Source organism: Bacillus sp. OV166, assembly GCF_900177675.1.
Classification (GTDB): Bacteria; Bacillota; Bacilli; order Bacillales; family Cytobacillaceae; genus Neobacillus.
The window spans coordinates 1,540,947-1,559,721 of the sequence record NZ_FXWM01000001.1 but is presented as its reverse complement, the minus strand read 5'-3'; the positions used below and the strand labels follow the sequence as shown (position 1 = coordinate 1,559,721).

At 37.9% G+C, this 18,775-nt stretch carries 16 protein-coding genes; 7 read left to right on the top strand and 9 right to left on the bottom strand.

What is annotated here, in order from left to right:
* Nucleotides 1–28 precede the first annotated feature (28 nt).
* Both CCK98_RS07375 and CCK98_RS07370 read left to right on the top strand, forming a co-directional pair.
* Nucleotides 29–940 (top strand): CdaR family transcriptional regulator, encoded by a 912-nt coding sequence (locus CCK98_RS07375; RefSeq protein WP_088085979.1) that lies wholly within the window; start codon nt 29–31, stop codon nt 938–940.
* A gap of 105 nt (nt 941–1,045) precedes the next feature.
* Nucleotides 1,046–2,146 carry an ABC transporter ATP-binding protein gene (locus CCK98_RS07370; RefSeq protein ID WP_088085978.1) on the top strand — a complete coding sequence of 367 codons (1,101 nt, stop codon included), beginning with the start codon at nt 1,046–1,048 and terminating at the stop codon, nt 2,144–2,146.
* A 35-nt stretch (nt 2,147–2,181) separates the two neighbouring features.
* On the opposite strand, the gene CCK98_RS07365 is transcribed toward CCK98_RS07370, so the two are convergent.
* Nucleotides 2,182–2,424 (bottom strand): hypothetical protein, encoded by a 243-nt coding sequence (locus CCK98_RS07365; protein ID WP_088085977.1) that lies wholly within the window; start codon nt 2,422–2,424, stop codon nt 2,182–2,184.
* 356 nt (nt 2,425–2,780) lie between these two features.
* On the opposite strand from CCK98_RS07365, the gene CCK98_RS07360 reads away from it, so the two are divergent.
* On the top strand, nt 2,781–2,984 hold the full coding sequence (locus CCK98_RS07360) for an alpha/beta-type small acid-soluble spore protein (protein WP_026566044.1): 204 nt from the start codon (nt 2,781–2,783) through the stop codon (nt 2,982–2,984).
* A gap of 76 nt (nt 2,985–3,060) precedes the next feature.
* Here the strand turns inward: CCK98_RS07360 and fumC are convergent, their stop codons facing one another.
* The gene (gene fumC, locus CCK98_RS07355) at nt 3,061–4,443 is read right to left on the bottom strand and encodes a class II fumarate hydratase (RefSeq protein ID WP_088085976.1); all 1,383 of its coding nucleotides are present in this window, start codon (nt 4,441–4,443) and stop codon (nt 3,061–3,063) included.
* Nucleotides 4,444–4,914: 471 nt separating this feature from the next.
* On the opposite strand from fumC, the gene CCK98_RS07350 reads away from it, so the two are divergent.
* Nucleotides 4,915–5,535, top strand: a complete 621-nt coding sequence (locus CCK98_RS07350; protein ID WP_088085975.1) for an NAD(P)-dependent oxidoreductase — start codon at nt 4,915–4,917, stop codon at nt 5,533–5,535.
* A gap of 225 nt (nt 5,536–5,760) precedes the next feature.
* Here the strand turns inward: CCK98_RS07350 and CCK98_RS07345 are convergent, their stop codons facing one another.
* The 7 genes from CCK98_RS07345 to CCK98_RS07315 all read right to left on the bottom strand — a co-directional run bounded on the left by CCK98_RS07345 (nt 5,761) and on the right by CCK98_RS07315 (nt 15,136).
* Nucleotides 5,761–7,776, bottom strand: coding sequence for an ABC transporter ATP-binding protein (locus CCK98_RS07345; RefSeq protein WP_088085974.1), 2,016 nt, complete (start codon nt 7,774–7,776; stop codon nt 5,761–5,763).
* The gene (locus CCK98_RS07340; protein WP_088085973.1) at nt 7,773–9,530 is read right to left on the bottom strand and encodes an ABC transporter ATP-binding protein; all 1,758 of its coding nucleotides are present in this window, start codon (nt 9,528–9,530) and stop codon (nt 7,773–7,775) included. Before CCK98_RS07340 ends, CCK98_RS07345 begins: the two co-directional genes overlap by 4 nt.
* Nucleotides 9,531–9,963: 433 nt before the next feature.
* Entirely contained in the window at nt 9,964–12,012 is a 2,049-nt protein-coding gene (locus CCK98_RS07335) for a transglycosylase domain-containing protein (protein WP_088085972.1), read from the bottom strand.
* 153 nt (nt 12,013–12,165) lie between these two features.
* A complete protein-coding gene (locus CCK98_RS07330) occupies nt 12,166–12,621 on the bottom strand; it encodes a helix-turn-helix transcriptional regulator (RefSeq protein ID WP_088085971.1) in 456 nt (151 codons plus the stop codon).
* A gap of 110 nt (nt 12,622–12,731) precedes the next feature.
* Nucleotides 12,732–12,887, bottom strand: a complete 156-nt coding sequence (locus tag CCK98_RS07325) for a FeoB-associated Cys-rich membrane protein (protein ID WP_088085970.1) — start codon at nt 12,885–12,887, stop codon at nt 12,732–12,734.
* A gap of 21 nt (nt 12,888–12,908) precedes the next feature.
* Nucleotides 12,909–14,912, bottom strand: a complete 2,004-nt coding sequence (feoB, locus tag CCK98_RS07320) for a ferrous iron transport protein B (protein WP_088085969.1) — start codon at nt 14,910–14,912, stop codon at nt 12,909–12,911.
* Nucleotides 14,912–15,136, bottom strand: coding sequence for a FeoA family protein (locus tag CCK98_RS07315; RefSeq protein ID WP_088085968.1), 225 nt, complete (start codon nt 15,134–15,136; stop codon nt 14,912–14,914). The genes feoB and CCK98_RS07315 overlap by 1 nt, the downstream gene beginning before the upstream one ends.
* 296 nt (nt 15,137–15,432) lie before the next feature.
* Here CCK98_RS07315 and CCK98_RS07310 point away from each other — a divergent pair, with 296 nt between their 5' ends.
* The 3 genes from CCK98_RS07310 (at nt 15,433) to CCK98_RS07300 (ending at nt 18,732) form a co-directional block, all read left to right on the top strand.
* Complete coding sequence (locus CCK98_RS07310; protein WP_088085967.1) at nt 15,433–16,584, top strand: histidine kinase N-terminal domain-containing protein; 1,152 nt, start codon at nt 15,433–15,435, stop codon at nt 16,582–16,584.
* Nucleotides 16,585–16,705: 121 nt separating this feature from the next.
* Entirely contained in the window at nt 16,706–17,260 is a 555-nt protein-coding gene (locus tag CCK98_RS07305; RefSeq protein ID WP_088085966.1) for a GNAT family N-acetyltransferase, read from the top strand.
* 143 nt (nt 17,261–17,403) lie between these two features.
* Entirely contained in the window at nt 17,404–18,732 is a 1,329-nt protein-coding gene (locus tag CCK98_RS07300) for a hemolysin family protein (protein ID WP_088085965.1), read from the top strand.
* Nucleotides 18,733–18,775 lie beyond the last annotated feature (43 nt).

The window sequence follows — 18,775 nt, the reverse complement described above, 5'->3', positions numbered from 1 at the left end:
TAAATATTAAAAAACGGGGAAATCAACCATGTTAAAAAAATTATTGTCTATTTATGAGAATTCCATTTTGTTTCAAGATAAGCCAGTGAATCCCTCTGAACAATTTTATATCTTCTATAATGAGATTGAAAACGAATGGATCGCTATTCCTAAAGCTGTGGTAACTGAAAAGGAATTAACCCTTCTTAAAACAATTTACCAATTAGTTGAATATAAAAATCCTGCGAGCAATTCCGCTGCGAAGGGATGGGATACCTATTTATTATTGGATGGTCCTCTCCCGACTTGTAAACCTGAGACGTATCTTCGTTTCATTCAGTTTCAATTTAACAGCGATGATACGAATCAAAGCGAAATTGAGTCTGCCTTAAAAGGCTTTTTTTCTGAAGAAGTCATAGTTATCTGGGAAAACAGCAATCGAGGTATTGTCATTGAAGCAGGCAGCGCAATTGCTCTGACAGAAGAAGATTTGATTTCAATGACTGAAACATTAGAAAGCGATTTTTATGTAAAAATTTCTATTTTTTCCGGAAAGTTCCATCCTTTTTCCAATCAACTCCGCGCAAAATATCTTCAGGAGAAAGAATACTTCTCTTTTGGGATTGCGAATCTTGTGAACCACTTGAATATCTTTACATTTGAGCGTGTTTTCCCAGCCTATTTAGCTTATCACTTGCCGGCTGATTTAAAACAAATGGTCAATCAAGTAATCTTTGGGGTATTTAATGAAGACACAGAGATGTATTCAACAATAAAAGTCTTTCTTGAGAATAATTTAAATGCCAGCTTAACGGCAAAAAAATTGTATATTCATAGAAATACACTTCAATACAGGATCGATAAATTCATCGATAAATCTGGAATCCAATTAAAGGATTTTTACGGTGCCTTTACAGTGTTTTTAGCGTGTTTACTATTTGAGCAGAGTCTAGAAAAGTAACAACCTGCCCAAAAAAGCGCTTTCAATCTTTGTGCACTCTGTCCATACTGATTTTCGCCCTCTAATTGTACAATATTGTTAACAAGATAAAGGGAGGAATTACTAATGGCAGAGTTAAAATTAGATCACATTTATAAAATTTATGATAATAAAGTAACCGCTGTTCAAGACTTCAATTTACATATTGAGGATAAAGAATTTATCGTATTTGTTGGACCATCTGGGTGCGGAAAATCTACCACACTTCGAATGATTGCTGGTCTTGAAGATATTTCAAAAGGTGATTTTTACATTGATGGTAAAAGAGTGAATGACGTAGCACCGAAAGATCGTGATATCGCCATGGTTTTCCAAAACTACGCTCTTTATCCACACATGACGGTATATGATAACATGGCATTCGGTTTAAAACTGCGCAAGTTCCCTAAAGATGAAATTGATCGTCGTGTACAAGATGCTGCAAAAATTCTTGGTTTAGAGGCATACTTAACCCGTAAACCTAAAGCTCTATCTGGTGGACAGCGTCAGCGTGTAGCATTAGGACGTGCCATTGTCCGTGATGCAAAGGTATTCTTAATGGATGAACCTTTATCAAATCTAGACGCAAAGCTTCGTGTTCAAATGCGTGCTGAAATTGCAAAACTTCACCGCCGCTTAGATACAACTACTATCTATGTTACGCACGATCAAACTGAAGCAATGACAATGGCTACTCGACTAGTTGTTATGAAGGATGGTGTCATTCAACAAGTTGGTTCACCTAAAGAAGTGTATGAAAAGCCTGAGAATGTCTTTGTCGGTGGCTTTATCGGCTCTCCAGCAATGAACTTCTTTAACGGAAAACTAGAAGATGGAAAATTTGTGATTGGAAAAACATCTATAGCCGTTCCAGAAGGAAAAATGAAATATCTTCGTGAACAAGGCTATGTTGGAAAATCAATTATTCTTGGAACTCGCCCTGAAGATATTCATGATGAGCCAGTTTTCATTGATGCATCTGCAGGTACAAAAATTAATGCTAACGTTGATGTTGCAGAGTTAACTGGTGCAGAATTAATGATCTATTCAAGCATTGGCGGCCAAGATTTCGTAGCCCGAGTTGATTCCCGTGGAGATATTCATCCTGGCGATACATTAGAACTAGCTTTTGATATGAACAAAGCACACTTCTTTGATGTTGAAACAGAATCAAGAATCCGCCCATAATTAAGAACCGATAAGCCCCGTTCACGAAACGGGGCTTATTCTTTTATAAAGAATACTTCTTCTTTATTACAGGAAGGACATCGATACACATGGGGACACTTTTGACCTGAATTTGTATCAGGATACCCATCCTCCATCTTCATTAGATCTATTTCCATATATGGACTATAATCATCATAAAAATCCATGAGACGTCCACTCTCCATCATAGGTTCACCGCAACTTGTACATAATAAGTAAGCTTCCCGAAAACCATTACATATTGGGCATACAGACATACAAATCACCCTTTTGTTTAGTTGATATTCTTAGTTTGTGTTAACTTGCAAACCATATGTGATGGAATCAATTACCAATTAAATTCTCGAATAAGTCTTTCCGTTTTAATCATAATAAGTATTACAAAGCAAGCAACACCTACTTACAACGATGGATGAAACCAAAAAGGGTAATAGCCGGTGCAAGTCCGACTCATCCAACCAAACAAAAGACAATGAATGAATCTCCAATTTGTAGAAGCTTATCAAAGGTAACATTGATAACATGGGTTAGGCCAAGGCGGCAATGGTTTAATCTCCATTATGGTTCAATTCCATACTGACCCCAAACTTATTAAGAGGAGTGTTATTCAACTATGGCAAGTAACAACAACTCTAATCAACTTCTAGTCCCAGGCGTCGAGCAAGCTCTTAGTCAAATGAAGTATGAAATTGCTTCAGAATTTGGTGTAAATCTTGGTGCTGACACTACTTCACGTGCCAACGGATCTGTTGGAGGAGAAATTACAAAGCGTCTTGTAGCAATGGCTGAGTCTCAACTTGGCGGATTCCAACGCTAATTTTTAGAAAAACCCAGTAAATACAAATAAATATTATGGCTAAGCCCCCTCCTTTTGGAGGGGGCTTTCATTTTGTTTAAATCATATTTTCAGGCATGACCCATTTTGAAAACTGTTCTTCTGTAACATAACCTATTTTTATGGCCGCTTCCCTTAATGAGCAATTATCTTTATAAGCAAGTTTGGCAATTTCTGCTGCCTTTTCATAGCCAATATGAGGATTTAACGCTGTAACCAACATCAAAGATCGGTTTACATGCTCTTTGATCATTTCTTCATTGGCTTGGAGACCTAAGGCACAATTTTTATTAAATGAATTAATTCCATCCGAAAGGAGCCTGATTGATTGGATAAAATTATTAATTATAACTGGTTTAAACACATTTAACTCAAAATTCCCTTGGCTTGCCGCAAAACCGATGGCGGCGTCATTCCCAAAAATCTGGCACGCAATCATCGTCAACGCTTCACTCTGAGTAGGATTAACCTTCCCCGGCATAATTGAGCTCCCTGGCTCATTTGCGGGAATGCTAAGTTCACCGATTCCACTGCGCGGCCCACTAGCAAGCCAGCGGACATCATTAGCCATTTTCATTAAATCAGCTGCCAAAGCTTTTAGCGCCCCATGAACATGAACAATTTCATCGTGACTTGTTAATGCGTGAAATTTATTCCCAGAGGAACCGAATGGATAACCTGTAAGCATGGAAATCTGCTCGGCAGCCTTGTCCCCAAACTGTGAGGGAGCATTGATTCCTGTACCAACCGCTGTCCCTCCTATCGCCAAATCAAGCAGATACTGGGTTGCCTCTGTTATCATCCTTTCACATTTTTCAAGCATTACCCGCCATCCGCTGATCTCTTGTCCCAGCGTTAGTGGTGTTGCATCCTGCAAATGAGTTCTCCCTATTTTGATTATTTTTGAAAAATCCTTCTCTTTTACAAGTAGCGTGTTTTTTAATTCTGAAATAGCAGGAAGGAGATCCTCAACTATTTTTGTATAGGCAGCAATATGCATTGCTGTTGGAAAGGTGTCATTGGAGCTTTGTGACATATTGACATCATCATTCGGATGGATTTTTTCAAGATTGGCTTCTTGCTCTTTTAAATATTCATTCGCCCGATTGGCAATGACTTCATTGACGTTCATATTGGATTGAGTACCACTGCCTGTTTGCCAAACTACCAATGGAAAATGTTCATCTATCTCTCCGTTATGAATAGAATCACATACTTTTATGATTGCTTTCATTTTCCTTTCGCTGAGTTTTCCTAATTGAAAATTGACAATTGCGGCAGCTTTTTTAATAAAAACCAGACCATAAATTAATTCCAATGGCATCTTTTCGGTGCCAATTTTAAAATTTTCCTTACTTCGTTGTGTTTGCGCACCCCAATATTTATCTACTGGCACACGAACCTCACCAAGCGTATCTTTTTCGATTCGATAATTTTCCACGTGTCATCCACACCTCACAAATTCGTATACTTCAATATATATACCCATTCCTACCCATTTTATTAATCAAATTACAATTATTAAGGCCATGTTGATTGGAGCGGAAGGGGCGAGACTCCTGCGGGAGTACGGGACAGGGGAGACCCCGCAGGCGCTTAAGCGCCGAGGAGGCTCCCCGGACCCGCCCGCGGAAAGCGAAGCGCCTGGAGCGGAAATCAACAGACAAGTTAAAAAGAGTATAAAAAAACTGCAGACACTTGTCTGCAGTTAATAATTTAATGTTTAATGATTGTATATCCGATATAATAAGAAAGGATTAAAAAACTACCGATCAATAGTACTACTGAATACTCTGACATATACATCCCACCCCGATATTATTTAAATACTTAAACATTTTTAAAATATCACAAGCGGCGGGTTTGACAAGTGATGATTATTACACATTATTGACTAAGAGGTGAACATTTTGTGAACATTTGCCTTTTTGGTGCAACGGGCAGGGTAGGCACAATCATTTTAGAAAATGCTATGTCCCAGCAACATTCTGTAACTGCACTAGTGAGAGATATGAAAAAGCTAAACAATATTGGTGCAGGTCTTAAGGTTAAGACAGGTAATGTCCTAAATGAAACAGACATTACGAATAGCCTAACCGGTTCAGACGTGGTTATTAGTACATTAAATACAAATGGCACCACCACACTGTCTGAATCGATGCCATTAATCATTAAACATATGAAAGAGCAGGAAATAAAACGAATTATTACAATTGGTACAGCAGGAATTCTGCAGGCTCGTTCTGCCCCACATTTATATCGTTTTCAATCATCTGAGTCGAAACGGAAAAGCACTCGTGATGCGGAGGAACATTTAAAAGCCTATTTAATGCTAAAAGATTCTGGACTTGATTGGACGGTTGTATGTCCTACCTACTTGCCTGTAGGTGAAAGAAAAGGGTATTACAGGTACGAAAAAGACTTTCTACCAGATCATCCTTCTTCCATCTCGATTTATGATACGGCTGATTTCGCCTTTCAACAGCTTTTTAACAATCAATTTATTGGCTCGCGAGTGGGACTTACTTATTAAGAAAAGCGCAAGCGCCCGTTTAGCGGCGTATGGACTGGAGCACTTTGACTGAGATAAAGGAAACACGGAGAGCGCTAGCGCATTCGTGCTTGACTTATCGTAGGGAAAAGGGCGAAGTACACTAGCCGCTGGGCGCTGGAGCTAGACAGTTGTCTAGATTCAAAAACCTATACTTATCTTGTGGAAAAATGGCCCCTTAACAAATTTCGTTAAGAGGCCATTTTCCTATCCTGCTAGATCTGTGCTGCCCTGCTGAAGTTGATACATCTGATAATATTTCCCCTTATTCTCCATCAATTCATCATGTGACCCCTTTTCAACGATCGTCCCTCGATCCAATACAATTATTTGGTCCGCATTTCGAATCGTTGATAGCCTGTGGGCAATAATAAAGGTTGTTCTCCCTTTTTTCAGGACATCCATAGCCTCTTGAATCACTGCTTCTGTCTCTGTATCAATACTAGAAGTGGCTTCGTCAAGAATTAGAATCGCAGGATTAAAGCTAAGCGCGCGGGCAAAAGAAATTAACTGCCGCTGCCCGCTCGAAAGGGTACTTCCTTTCTCAAGAACAGGTTCATCATACCCATTTTCTAAATTTTTGAATACCTTTTCTGCTCCAACATCCTTTAATGCTTTCTCGATTTTTTCTTTTGTAATCGAAGGATCATTAAGACTTACATTGGAAGCAATCGTTCCTGTAAATAGATAGGGATCCTGTAAAACGATGCCCATATGGTTTCGGATCGTTTGACGTGGGATGGATTCAATATCCCTTCCATCAATCGTAATTTTCCCCTTTTGACAATCATAAAAGCGGAAAAGTAAATTCATGATCGAACTTTTTCCAGAACCTGTATGACCAACGAGGGCAACTGTTTCACCTTGCTTCGCTTCAAAATCAATATTCTTTAGCACGAATTCTCCTTCTTTGTATCCAAACGAAACATGATCAAATCTTACATTCCCTTTAAAACGAGCAATCCGCTCACCACTAACATTTTCCCCTGGCTCATCCATCAACTTGAATACTCGTTCACCGGCCACAAGTGCCTGCTCTAAATTAGCCAATTGATTGACAATCCCCTGAACAGGCTGGAAAAGGCGGTTGATGTAATCAACAAAGGCATATAGCATCCCAAGTGATAGGATAGTAGAAGTATTCAGTGCCTGGCCCCCGAAATACCAAATAAATGCCACAAAAATGAGATTTCTTAATATCCCAACCAGATTATGAGAGGTTAATGCATTTAAACTTAATAGCTTATTCTGGTACGTAAAATGTTCATGGTTAATTTTTTCAAAATCTGCTTTTGATTCTTTTTCACGATTGAATGCCTGAATAATACTCATTCCTTGGATGGATTCATTGATGGTTGCATTTATATCGCTATTCCTGGACCGGATGACTCGGTTATATTTAGAAGCATACTTCCGGTAAATTAACATCCATACATATAAAATTGGCAATAACAATAAACAAATCGCTGCAAGCTTTACGTTCAAAATAAACAAGGCAACATATATACCGGTAATATATATGGCACTAGTAAAAAAGGTAGCAAGAACTGTTACGTATAACTCACGGATTGCTTCAGTATCATTTGTGATTCTTGCTACCACTTTACCTGCAGGCAAATTATCAAAATAATGAATCGGCAGCCGTTGTATCTGACCATAGACATCTTCGCGCATTTTTTGAATAATGCGGTTGGCTGATTTTTGTAATAAAAAACGTTCACCGTATTGAAAAACGGCTGATATAACCAAGAGTCCAAAATAGATGGCCAATAGTTGAAAGATAGCTGGAATCTCTGGCTCGTAAAAGGACAATGTTTCAGACCCCTTTAGGGTTTTCGCCTGATACTCTGCCTTTCGCACACCATTTTTAATCTCCAAAATTCCTTCTTTTAAGCTTCTCTTCCCATCAAATTCAGGTTTTTGGTCAATGAAAACGAACTTGGAACCGACTTGCAAAATTTGAATTTGTTTTCCCTTTTGTTCTGATTTAGATAAATATTTTTCTCTTGTGTAAAATTTACCGTCATAATTCACTGCCCGATTGCCCCTTGCCGTTTCATACCAAACAGATTCAATCCCTAATATATGCTGATCAATAATATTTTTAGCAATAAACGGTCCTGCAAGGTCGGTTCCGACAGAAATGGTCAGCATAAGCAATGCCGCTATAATAATTTTTTTATAAGTAAAAGCGTACCTGGTTAATCGCTTCCCAGTTGTCATGCTGATACCCCCTCCTCAACCTTACCTGCAATCTGTTGGCGGATAAATTGTTCCTTATACCACCCATCTTGTTCGATGAGCTGTTCATGTGTCCCCTCTTCAACAATTTTGCCTTCATCAAGGACGATAATATGGTCTGCGTGCTGGATAGCAGACATTCGGTGAGTGGTAATAATGGTTGTTTTATCTGTTCTTACTAGGCGGATATTATCAATAATTTGTTTTTCTGTTTTCGCATCAACGGCTGATAAGGAATCATCGAGAATTAGGATTTCTGGATTTTTGATAAGCGCGCGGGCAATCGAGATCCGTTGTTTTTGTCCTCCTGATAAGGCCACACCCTTTTCTCCTACGAGCGTAGCTAATCCTTCTGGAAGCATTTCAAGATCCTTACGGAACGCCGCTAAATCTATGGCTGTTTCTAACTCTTCTTCGCTAGAATCTGTCCTGCCGAAAAGAATATTGTCTTTCACACTTCGAGAAAACAAGACATGATCTTGGGGCACATAACCAATCCAGTTGCGGACTTGATTCAAGGTTTGTTCCTCTAATGATACCCCTGAAATGGATACCTCACCGGTTCCAAGTGGATATTGCCTTAATAACTGCTTAATAAAGGTGGTCTTTCCTGAGCCCGTTTTACCTACAATTCCTAATGTTTGCCCCTGAAGAAGTTTAACATCCACATTTTTTAGATTGTCATTTTTAGAAGATGGATACCTGAAGGTTACCTTTTGATAATCAATACGATCCGCTGTAGCGATTGCAACAGGTTCGAGTGGATTGCCAACTTCTACCTTATAATTAAGTGTCTCATTCACACGGTCTAGTGAGGCATTCCCTCGTTGCATCACATTGATTAACTCACCAATAGCAAACATTGGCCATATCAGCATCCCTAAATACACATTAAAGGAAACCAGATTGCCTAATGTAATCGTTTGATGGAAAACCAAATAAGCACCATACCCGAGACCTATTAAATAGCTTATTCCTACAAGCACCTTTATCGTGGGATCAAATAAGGCATCAATTTTTGCAACCCTAATATTCTTATGGTAAACATCCTCCGTGAGTTGATGAAACCGATTACTATCGGCCACTTCTTGAACATAAGCACGGATGACCCTAACTCCTGCGACAGATTCAAGCACCCGGTCATTCAATTCACCAAAGGCATCCTGAGCGTCCATAAAGCGAGTATGAATTCTTTTTCCATAAATTTTCATTAAAATGGCCATAAATGGCAGCGGGATAATGGCCGCTAATGTTAACTTCCAGCTAATGAAAAGTCCCATTGTCAACAGCAAGGTTAACATCCAGACGCTAGAATCCACTAGAGTTAGGATCCCAAAACCTGCTGTAATGGAGATGGCTTTTAAATCATTTGTAGCACGTGCCATTAAGTCCCCTGTTCGATTTTTTTCATAAAATCCCGGGGTCATTGCTAATAAGTGCTTGACAAATTGAGACCTGAGTTTCCTTTCAACGAGGAAGGCCCCCCCAAATAAACGATACATCCATACATAGGTGACCGCATAGGATGACACCATGATTAATAAAAGGAAACCGAGGTACCTGAGAATTTTCTCTTTACTTATAATACCGACATGAATATCATCAATCGCCATTCCAATTAATTTTGGCGGCATCACATCCAATATACCGACTAAAATTAATAGCGTTATTGCGATCACATATCGTTGCCAATTTTCTCTAAAAAACCAACTTAATTTTTTTAATACCGCAAACATAACTGAATGCCCCCTTATGTTTTACTATCCGCCTTCTAGCGCCTCCGTTGTCTTTCCAATCCTGACTAATTCTAATTTCCCCATCAAATTTACCTCCCTTAAGCACTTTTATCTATAAAAAAAGACATACCGCAGTAGTGCAGTATGCCTCCTTTTAAAAAAAGGGACTAAAAAACACACATTACGTATCAAATAAAACGTAACCTGTGTTTTTGTCATTTATTAATTTTCGCGTCTAAAATTAACTGGAAAATTCTTCAGGACAGGTTACATTCAAATATTCAATTGGTAAAAAAGCTTGATTGAATTTAATCATTTTTGTAACCCTCCCTTTCCTATTTTTTCTTCCTTTGTTAGATTATCACCAGTTTATTTGAAAGTCAATTCCCATTTTTCAGAATTGTTTTATATATTGTCTATTACGATAAAAATATTAGTGACCCTTACTATTCCCTTTACTCTTCCACCTCTTCTTCCACTTTTCCTTTTGCTTATTCCACTTCTCTTCCCATTTCTGAACCTCATTATTAAAGTTCTCTTGAATATTCCCCCGTTTCTTCGCCTCTTTTTCCTGCCTTTTCTTCTCTATCAATGAAGCAATATGTGGGACATTAAAGCTTTCCGATGGCGTATTCTTTAGTGCCTCCGTCATCGCTTCACGAAAAACAACCGCAGAACCATTATTGCTAGTAGGAGTTATATAATGCTCGGCATCTGTTTTATCATAGCCAACCCAGATGGCTCCAACCAGCTGTGGTGTATAACCCACAAACCATTGGTCCTTTACACCATTGATTCCCTTGATTGGAACCTGAGTTGAACCTGTTTTCCCTGCCGTTTCTCGGCCAGGTATTTGTGCAGCACTTCCTGTTCCTTGTTCAACTACACCAAGGAGCATTGTTGTCATATTATCGGTAACAGCTTTTGTAGTGACTCGCTCCTTTTTTGTTTTCCACTCGGCGATTACATTCCCGTCTGCATCAACAATTTTCTTGATTGCATGGGTCTTCACTCTTACACCATGATTCGGAAAAACAGCAAAGGCTTCTGCCATGTTCAAAGGAGAAACACCTTTATGCAAGCCTCCTAGGGCAAGTGATAAATTACGGTCATTTTTGTCCAATGAAATTCCAAAACGTTTTACAGATTCTAACCCTTTTTCGATTCCCAATTCGTTTAATAACCATACTGCTGAAACATTTTTTGATTCTTTTACGGCTTCATACATCGGTACTTCTCCAGCATATTGATGATCGTAATTACTCGGTTGATAATCGCCAAAATCCATAGGTTCGTCCTTTAACATATCGGTGATTTTCCAGCCATTTTCCAGTGCAGGTGTATAAACAGCTAATGGCTTAAAGGAGGATCCTGGCTGTGCTTCTAATTGTGAAGCACGATTATAGCCCCTAAAGGTGTGTTTCCCTCGACCGCCAATAATGGCCCTGATCCCGCCTGTCTTTGGATCAACTAATACTCCGCCACTCTGTATAAGGAGATCCTTTCCTTCTGGAAATAATGTATCATTTTGATACGTCTTTTCCATTGCTGTTTGCATCACCGGTTCCAGCTCTGTATAAATTTGATAGCCGCCTGTTAGTAATTTATCCTGTGATAAGCCATATTGGTTGATTGCTTCATCTAATACCTGATCAACATAGTATGGGAATTTACCTCGGAACAGGTCCCCTCCCCTATCGTTCAAAACCACCTTTTCATGCTTCGCCTTCCCATATTGCTGACTCGAAATATACCCTTGTTTTCGCATTTGAGTTAATACTAGATTTCGCCTTTCAGTCGCTTTCTCCATATGTTCGTACGGATTTAAGGCAGATGGCGCTTTAATTAACCCTGCGAGTAAGGTAGATTCACTGATTGATAGGTCTTTCACTTCTTTGGCAAAATATTTGCTGGCGGCAGTTTTTATTCCCCATGCACCATTTCCAAAGTAGATTTGATTTAAATACATTTGGAGGATTTCGGGTTTCGAATACTCCCGTTCAATTTGCAGTGCTAAAAAAACTTCCTCCATCTTCCTGTTTAAAGTTTTTTGTGATGTAAGTAGAGTATTCTTTGTCAATTGTTGAGTAATGGTACTTCCGCCTTCGACCATTCCCCCTGCTTTTAAGTCACGGATGAGTGCCCTAGCGGTTCCAATTAAATCGACACCCTTATGTTGATAAAACCGACGATCCTCAATGGCAATGATGGCATTTTTCATTGAATCAGGGACCTGCTTGATTGAGACGCCTTCATTTTTATTGGCCGACACTTTACTTGCTACATCCTCATTTACATCATAAAACACTGTTGCTTGGGGCAGCTCGTTTTTAAGTCCAGAAATATCTGCATCCTTGGAAAAATAATAAAGAAGACCGAAAAAACTTAAGACGAGAACCAATACTGATAGCACTAATATTTGTAGTAAGTGCCACTTTTTCCAATTTGTAAAAATGGCACTAACTTTATCTTTAAATACCAAATGAAAAACATCCTTTAACTGTAATCTATAACAGGTATACTTTTTGATTATGGGGTTGATTTTATGATGGTTTTCTATGAAAGATAACTCCACCGATTAGTATTCCACAAAAAAGAAAAAAGATGGGCAGAATTCCCATCTTTTCAATGTCTTTTATTCATTTTTTGTCAATTCTTTAAAGCGTTGTCTTGAAAGCTTTTCATCAATACTGCTAAAGATGCGGTAATTTCTTTCATCTAAGATGCGAAAATGTTTACTTAGAATATTTTGTTGAAGAATATAACCGTTTTTCTTTGATAATACTCTCCACCAGATCCTGCCGCCAAACGTTTTTGATTTACGAATATCTATTCCTTCGCGGGCAACCGTTTCTAACACTTCGAGCGGTTCATTTCCAAATAAGAATTGGACTGTTTCCGTTTCACGAAAAAGAGCGCAAATCGAAACAGCGGTAGACCAGTTGGCAAGAACTCTGCCCTTCTCAATTTGAACAAGTGTTTTCTTTGAGACACCAATGATTTCTGCCATTTTATCCTGAGTATAACCTGCTTCGGTTCGTATGAGACGAAGTTTTTCAGAAACCTGCATCATAATTTCATCCCTGGTCACGTTCAGCCCTTCCTTCAATTGCAACTAGTGTAATTTTACACTAGATTGTCGTATCATTCAAATATTATCATTAAAAAACTGCTACCTCATGGATAGCAGTCTTTTAATAATTATTGTATTTTAGGAGGGATGCCGCACTTGCTAGAACATGAATCTTTCAAATCACATGCGCCGCATTTTCCCTTTTTCGATTTATGAATAAACCTGACTAAGGCCCAGCTCGCGTATCCAAAAATAGCTGCCCCTATCAAAATATTGGCAATCATTTGTTCCACCTCTTTTAAGAATTACACAAGTGCAAACAGTTTGCCACCTTGATAGATAATCAAAGAGAGGACATACGCGATAGCAAATGCATAGATCATTGAAAAAGCTGTCCATTTCTTTGAATTCGTTTCTTTATAGATTGTTGCAACCGTCGCTAAGCATGGAATATATAACAATATAAAAACCATAAAACTATAAGCTGCAAGCGGTGTATAATAATTTGCCAATAAACCTTGCAGACTTGCATCGTTCGGAACAAAATAGATGATATTCATGGTAGAAATAATTGCTTCTTTTGCCAAGAATCCAGTAATTAACGAAGCGGATGCCTGCCATGTTCCAAAACCAATCGGATCAAAAATTGGCGCAATAACATTTCCAATTGCCGCTAAATAACTATCATCCATGTCAACCTTTAAACCATTGGGACCCGCATATGATAGCAGCCAGATAAAGACAGAACCAGCAAAAATAAATGTTCCAGCCTTTCTTACAAATCCTTTCCCTTTATCCCATGTACTTCTCCAAAGTGATTGAAATTGGGGCAGTCGGTAGGGCGGCAGTTCAATAACAAATAATGAAGTTTCTGATTTAAGTACAGTAGAAGAAAAGACTTTTGCCAAGGTTAACGCAACAATGATGCCAAGTACATACAGGCTAAGGACAACCAATGCTTTATTTCCTGCAAAAAACGCTCCAACGAATAATGCATATACCGGTAATCGTGCCGAGCAAGACATTAACGGAGTTAGTAAAATGGTTAACAGCCTCTCCCTTGGTGTTTCAATTGTTCTTGCTGCCATTATTCCTGGTACATTGCAGCCAAAACCAATCATCATTGGGATAAATGCCTTTCCATTTAAGCCAACTGATTCCATAATCCGGTCCATTACTAATGCGACTCGAGCCATGTACCCTGAATCTTCTAATAAAGATATAAAAAAGAAGAGGATAAAAATTTGCGGTACAAAGACGAGAACCCCGCCTACCCCTGCAACTAAGCCTTCAATAATTAACGCATGAATAAAATCGGAGGCATGGATAGCAGTGAATACCTTCTCAAATCCTGCCGTAATCGGTCCAGTTAAAAATCCATCCAAAAGATCAGATAATGGTGTTCCGAGCCAATCAAAAGTCAACATAAACATAAAATACATGAGCAACAAGAAAATTGGCATTCCTAAAAATCGATTCGTAACGATACTGTCAATTTTTTCAGAAAGAGGAATATCTGAATTACTTTTCCTAGCAACTTCCGCGAAAATCTTCTCGATTACTTCTTTTCTTTTTTGATAAATATAGTTGGCTAAAGATTTTACATCATATTGTTTCTGTAATATTGATTCAAGATTTGCCGTAATAGTAGTTAGCTTAGTTACATCTACACTGCTATTTAAATAGTCTCTGACGTATTCATTTCCTTCAAAATATTGGATCGCTAAAAAGCGTGCAGAAAGTCCGGTTTTTCCATTTAACATACCGGTCAATGTCACAATCGCTTCTTCGACCTCTTTTCCGTAGTAAACGAGGTTCTTTTTGACAGGCTGGATTGATTTTGTTGAGATGACATCTACTAGTTTGTCACAGCCTTTACCGCTTCTTGCCACCACCGGAACGACTGGCACCCCGAGAAACTTTGAAAGCTTTCCTGCATCTATTTGAATCCCGCGCTTATTCGCCACATCAATCATATTAAGTCCAATAAGGGCAGGCTTTTCAAACTCTAGCAATTGCAAGGTCAAATGTAAATTACGTTCTAATTGTGAAGCATCTAATATATTTAGCAGGCGATCAACGGATTCATTCAAAAAGAAGGATGTAACCACTCCTTCATCCTTTGACAGCGGATTAAGTGTATACACACCTGGTAAATCAATTAAATGGCCAATATTATTTTTAAAAATACCAACTTTCTTTTCAACGGTTACGCCGCTCCAGTTACCAACATACTCATAGGATCCTGTTAGATTATTAAACAATGAAGTTTTCCCAGTATTGGGATTTCCAATTAGAGCGATTTCCATTATATTTTCTCCACTTCAATCTGAACTGCTTCCCTACGGCGGATACCGACACATTGTCCACATGATTCAATCATAACTGGCCCGCCAAATGGCATCACACACTTCACACACACTTCTGAGCCTTCTGTGATCCCTAAGTCAAGTAAACGTCTTTGCACTATGAGACCAACTTGAGAAAGATTAACGATTTTCCCTTTACCCCCTGCTTTTAACAATCCGAACATTTATATCACCCTATCTATGTTAATTGAGAATGATTATCTTTCTATATGCCATTTTAACACTTATTCGTAGGTAATAAGCATAATAAATTTGTCAAAAGTTCGAAATCTTTTGTGGCTTTTACAAGGAAAATATAAACTGAGTGATGCTAGATTTTTTTCTTATTTTCCCATATGATCCTTGTATTATGATTAAATGGGAAGTAACACTCTTTATGATAAAATAAAGAAGGATTTTTGCTTTAATCATCGAATTTACACTGTAAGCAGTTTTGTCAATAGCATAGGGGGAAAACGGCATGTTCACGGAAAGCCAAACGGATTTAATTGACTATTTTAATCAAAATAAACAGAAATTGATTCAAGAATGGGAAAATGCTATTGTTACCAATAAAGCAGACCCTTTTAAATTGAAGATTCATGAAAACGGAGCCGCCTTACTCGAAGCTTTGCTTAATATGCATAAAATGACTAAGCAAGAGCTTTTAAACATTATCGAAAAGCTAGCCATAGAAGTTTCGGAAGAAAGAGTATTGGCTGATATTAACCTTGGAGATTTTGTTTATAATGTAAATCTTGGGAGAACAGTTTTATACAGCTATTTAGGTAACACTGGGATCCCATGGTCAGATATGCAAGAAGCGTTAAACAGGATAAATTTTTGCTTTGATAAATTTTTATACTATGCTGTTTCACATTACTCTGAAGCAAAAAACAAAATCATCGAAGAAAAAACAATGCACATCGATTCTACCCATCAGGATCGATTAACACTACTCGGCCAGATGACATCAAGCTTTATTCATGAGTTTAGGAACCCACTAACATCTGTTCAAGGATTTATTCAATTGCTGAAAGCTGATTATCCGGATATGAAATATTTAGATATCATTTCTAGTGAATTGGATCAACTTAATTTTCGTATTTCGCAATTCTTACTTTTATCAAAAAAGGAATTAATTGGAAAAGAAAAGGATGACTTCAATTTAAATAAATTAATTGATGAAGTATTAAACTTTCTATATCCAAGCATTCTCGATGGAAAAGTAAAAATAAGAAAAGAATTAAGTGAAGATATTACTCTTAATGGGTATGCGGATGAAATTAGGCAGGTATTAATTAATATCATATTTAATGCGATTGATGTATTAAATCATGATGAGAATCCCACTCCAACAATTGAGATCAATAGCAGTCTCAAAAATCAGTCCATCAAAATCAATATTTCCAATAATGGTCCAGTGATCCCAGCTGAACTTAGAAAATCCATTTTCGAACCATTTTTCACGACAAAAAAACTGGGTACAGGTCTTGGTTTGTTTGTATGTAAAGAAATTATTGAAAAACATAAAGGGAATTTAGATTGTGATTCCACCCCTGATAAAACTACATTTTCGATTAGCTTACCAGTCACAGCCATCAATAGTGGCAATGAACATGGTCATTCATAGTCCTATTATCCAATCCCACTTTCATTAAAGCAGGGATTTTTTTATTTCTCTTCAATATATCTTCCGTTATAGACTCCTGTTGCATATGATGAACTAAAATTTTTATCAGGAGATTAGGCCCATGTTTACATTAAAGGTTGATAATGAAATTGAGCTTCAGTTGTTTCAGCAGCATCACGCCTTAATGCTGTATAAGATGGTTGAGGAGAATCGTGAACATTTACGTGAATGGATGCCCTGGGTGGATAGCATGAACTCCCTTTATCAATTTGAGTCGATTATTCCCGTATGGCTGTCCCAGTTCTCAGAAAATAGCGGATTAAACGTAGGGATACTCTATAAAGGTGAACTAGTGGGCTCAATTGGATTACATCAAATTGATTGGCATAACCGTATGACAAGTATCGGTTATTATCTTTCCAAAAATGCAGAAGGTCATGGGATCATGACTCGTTCCGTTCAATCCCTTATAAACTATGCCTTTTTCACATTAGGCTTAAACCGTGTTGAAATTCGCTGTGGTATAAAAAACAAAAAAAGCCGTGCGATTCCTGAGAGATTCGGTTTTGTAAAGGAAGGGATCATTAGAGACGGCGAACAATTGTATGGACAATTTCATGATCTTTTTGTTTATAGTATGCTTGCCCGCGACTGGAATAAAAGAATTGCCTATTAAAAAATGTCTAATTACAAATCGTTGCATGCTGCCCATTGGCAGCATTTTTTATAGGCCGATTTGCTAATAGAATTTTTTTTTGAAATAATGTATACAGTAAAACGTAAGTGAGGTGGCAAACCTTACCTTTTGTAAGGTGATAGATGATTTGGATGAATGTAATTATTATTGTTATCCTAATAGCCTTTACCGCACTTTTTGTCGCTTCTGAATTTGCGATGGTAAAGGTTAGAACAACAAGAATTGATCAATTACTGTTAGAAGGAAACCCAAAAGCAGAAGCAGCAAAGAAAGTCATTTCTAATTTGGATGGATATTTATCGGCTACTCAGGTTGGAATTACAATCATCTCCCTAATATTAGGATGGCTGGGTGAGCCCACTATTCGAAAACTGCTAGATCCCGTTTTTGAATGGATTCAATTACCTTTATCTTTAAAACACATTATCTCGTTTATCATTGCTTTTATTGCTATAACCTATTTCCATGTTGTAATTGGAGAATTATCACCAAAAACGATAGCGATTCAAAAAGCAGAAGAAATCCTCTTGTTTTTTGCTCGGCCGTTAATCCTATTTTATAAGCTGATGTATCCCTTTATTTGGATTCTTAATCGTTCCGCCAGATTTGTTACTGGACTGTTTGGGATACAACCGGCATCTGATCATGATATCGTCCTTTCGGAAGAAGAACTGCGTTTAATCCTTTCTCAAAGCTATGAGAGTGGGGAAATAAATCAATCTGAATACCGTTATATGAACCGAATTTTTGAATTTGATAACCGGATTGCGAAAGAAATTATGGTTCCGAGAACTGAGCTTGTAACTCTATCCAGGGATGCCTCAATGGAAGAAATTATTGAAATAGTCAAGGAAGAAAAATACACTAGATATCCCCTTATTGATGGTGACAAAGATAATATTTTAGGTGTTGTTAATATTAAAGAGGTCTTAACCGATTGTATTCAGCAAAAATGTACCGGCGAAAGACCGCTAATCCCGTATCTTAAGCCAGTCATTCATGTCATTGAAACAATTCCCATTCAGGAACTACTAGTCAAACTGCAAAAAAACCGATCACACATGGCCGTTTTATCTGATGAATATGGAGGGACAGCAGGAATTGTCACTGTCGAAGATATTCTTGAAGAAATTGTTGGTGAAATACGGGATGAATTTGACTTGGATGAACTCCCACTTGTTCAGAAAAAAGCAGATGGTCATTTTATTTTGGATGGAAAAGTACTGATAAGCGAAGTAAACGATCTACTGGGCACATCACTTGATGAGCAAGATGTAGACACGATTGGGGGTTGGTTTTTAACACAAAAGTTTGATGTACATAAAGGTGATTCCATCGAAAACGACGGATTTGTATTCCAAATTAATGAGATAGAAGGTCACCATATCTTATATATTGAAGTTTATAAAGCAAAAACAGAACCAAAAAAAGTAGAAGTGGCTCCTGAATAGGAGCCAGTATTATTTTATATAATTTTTGTAATATTTCGTCTTT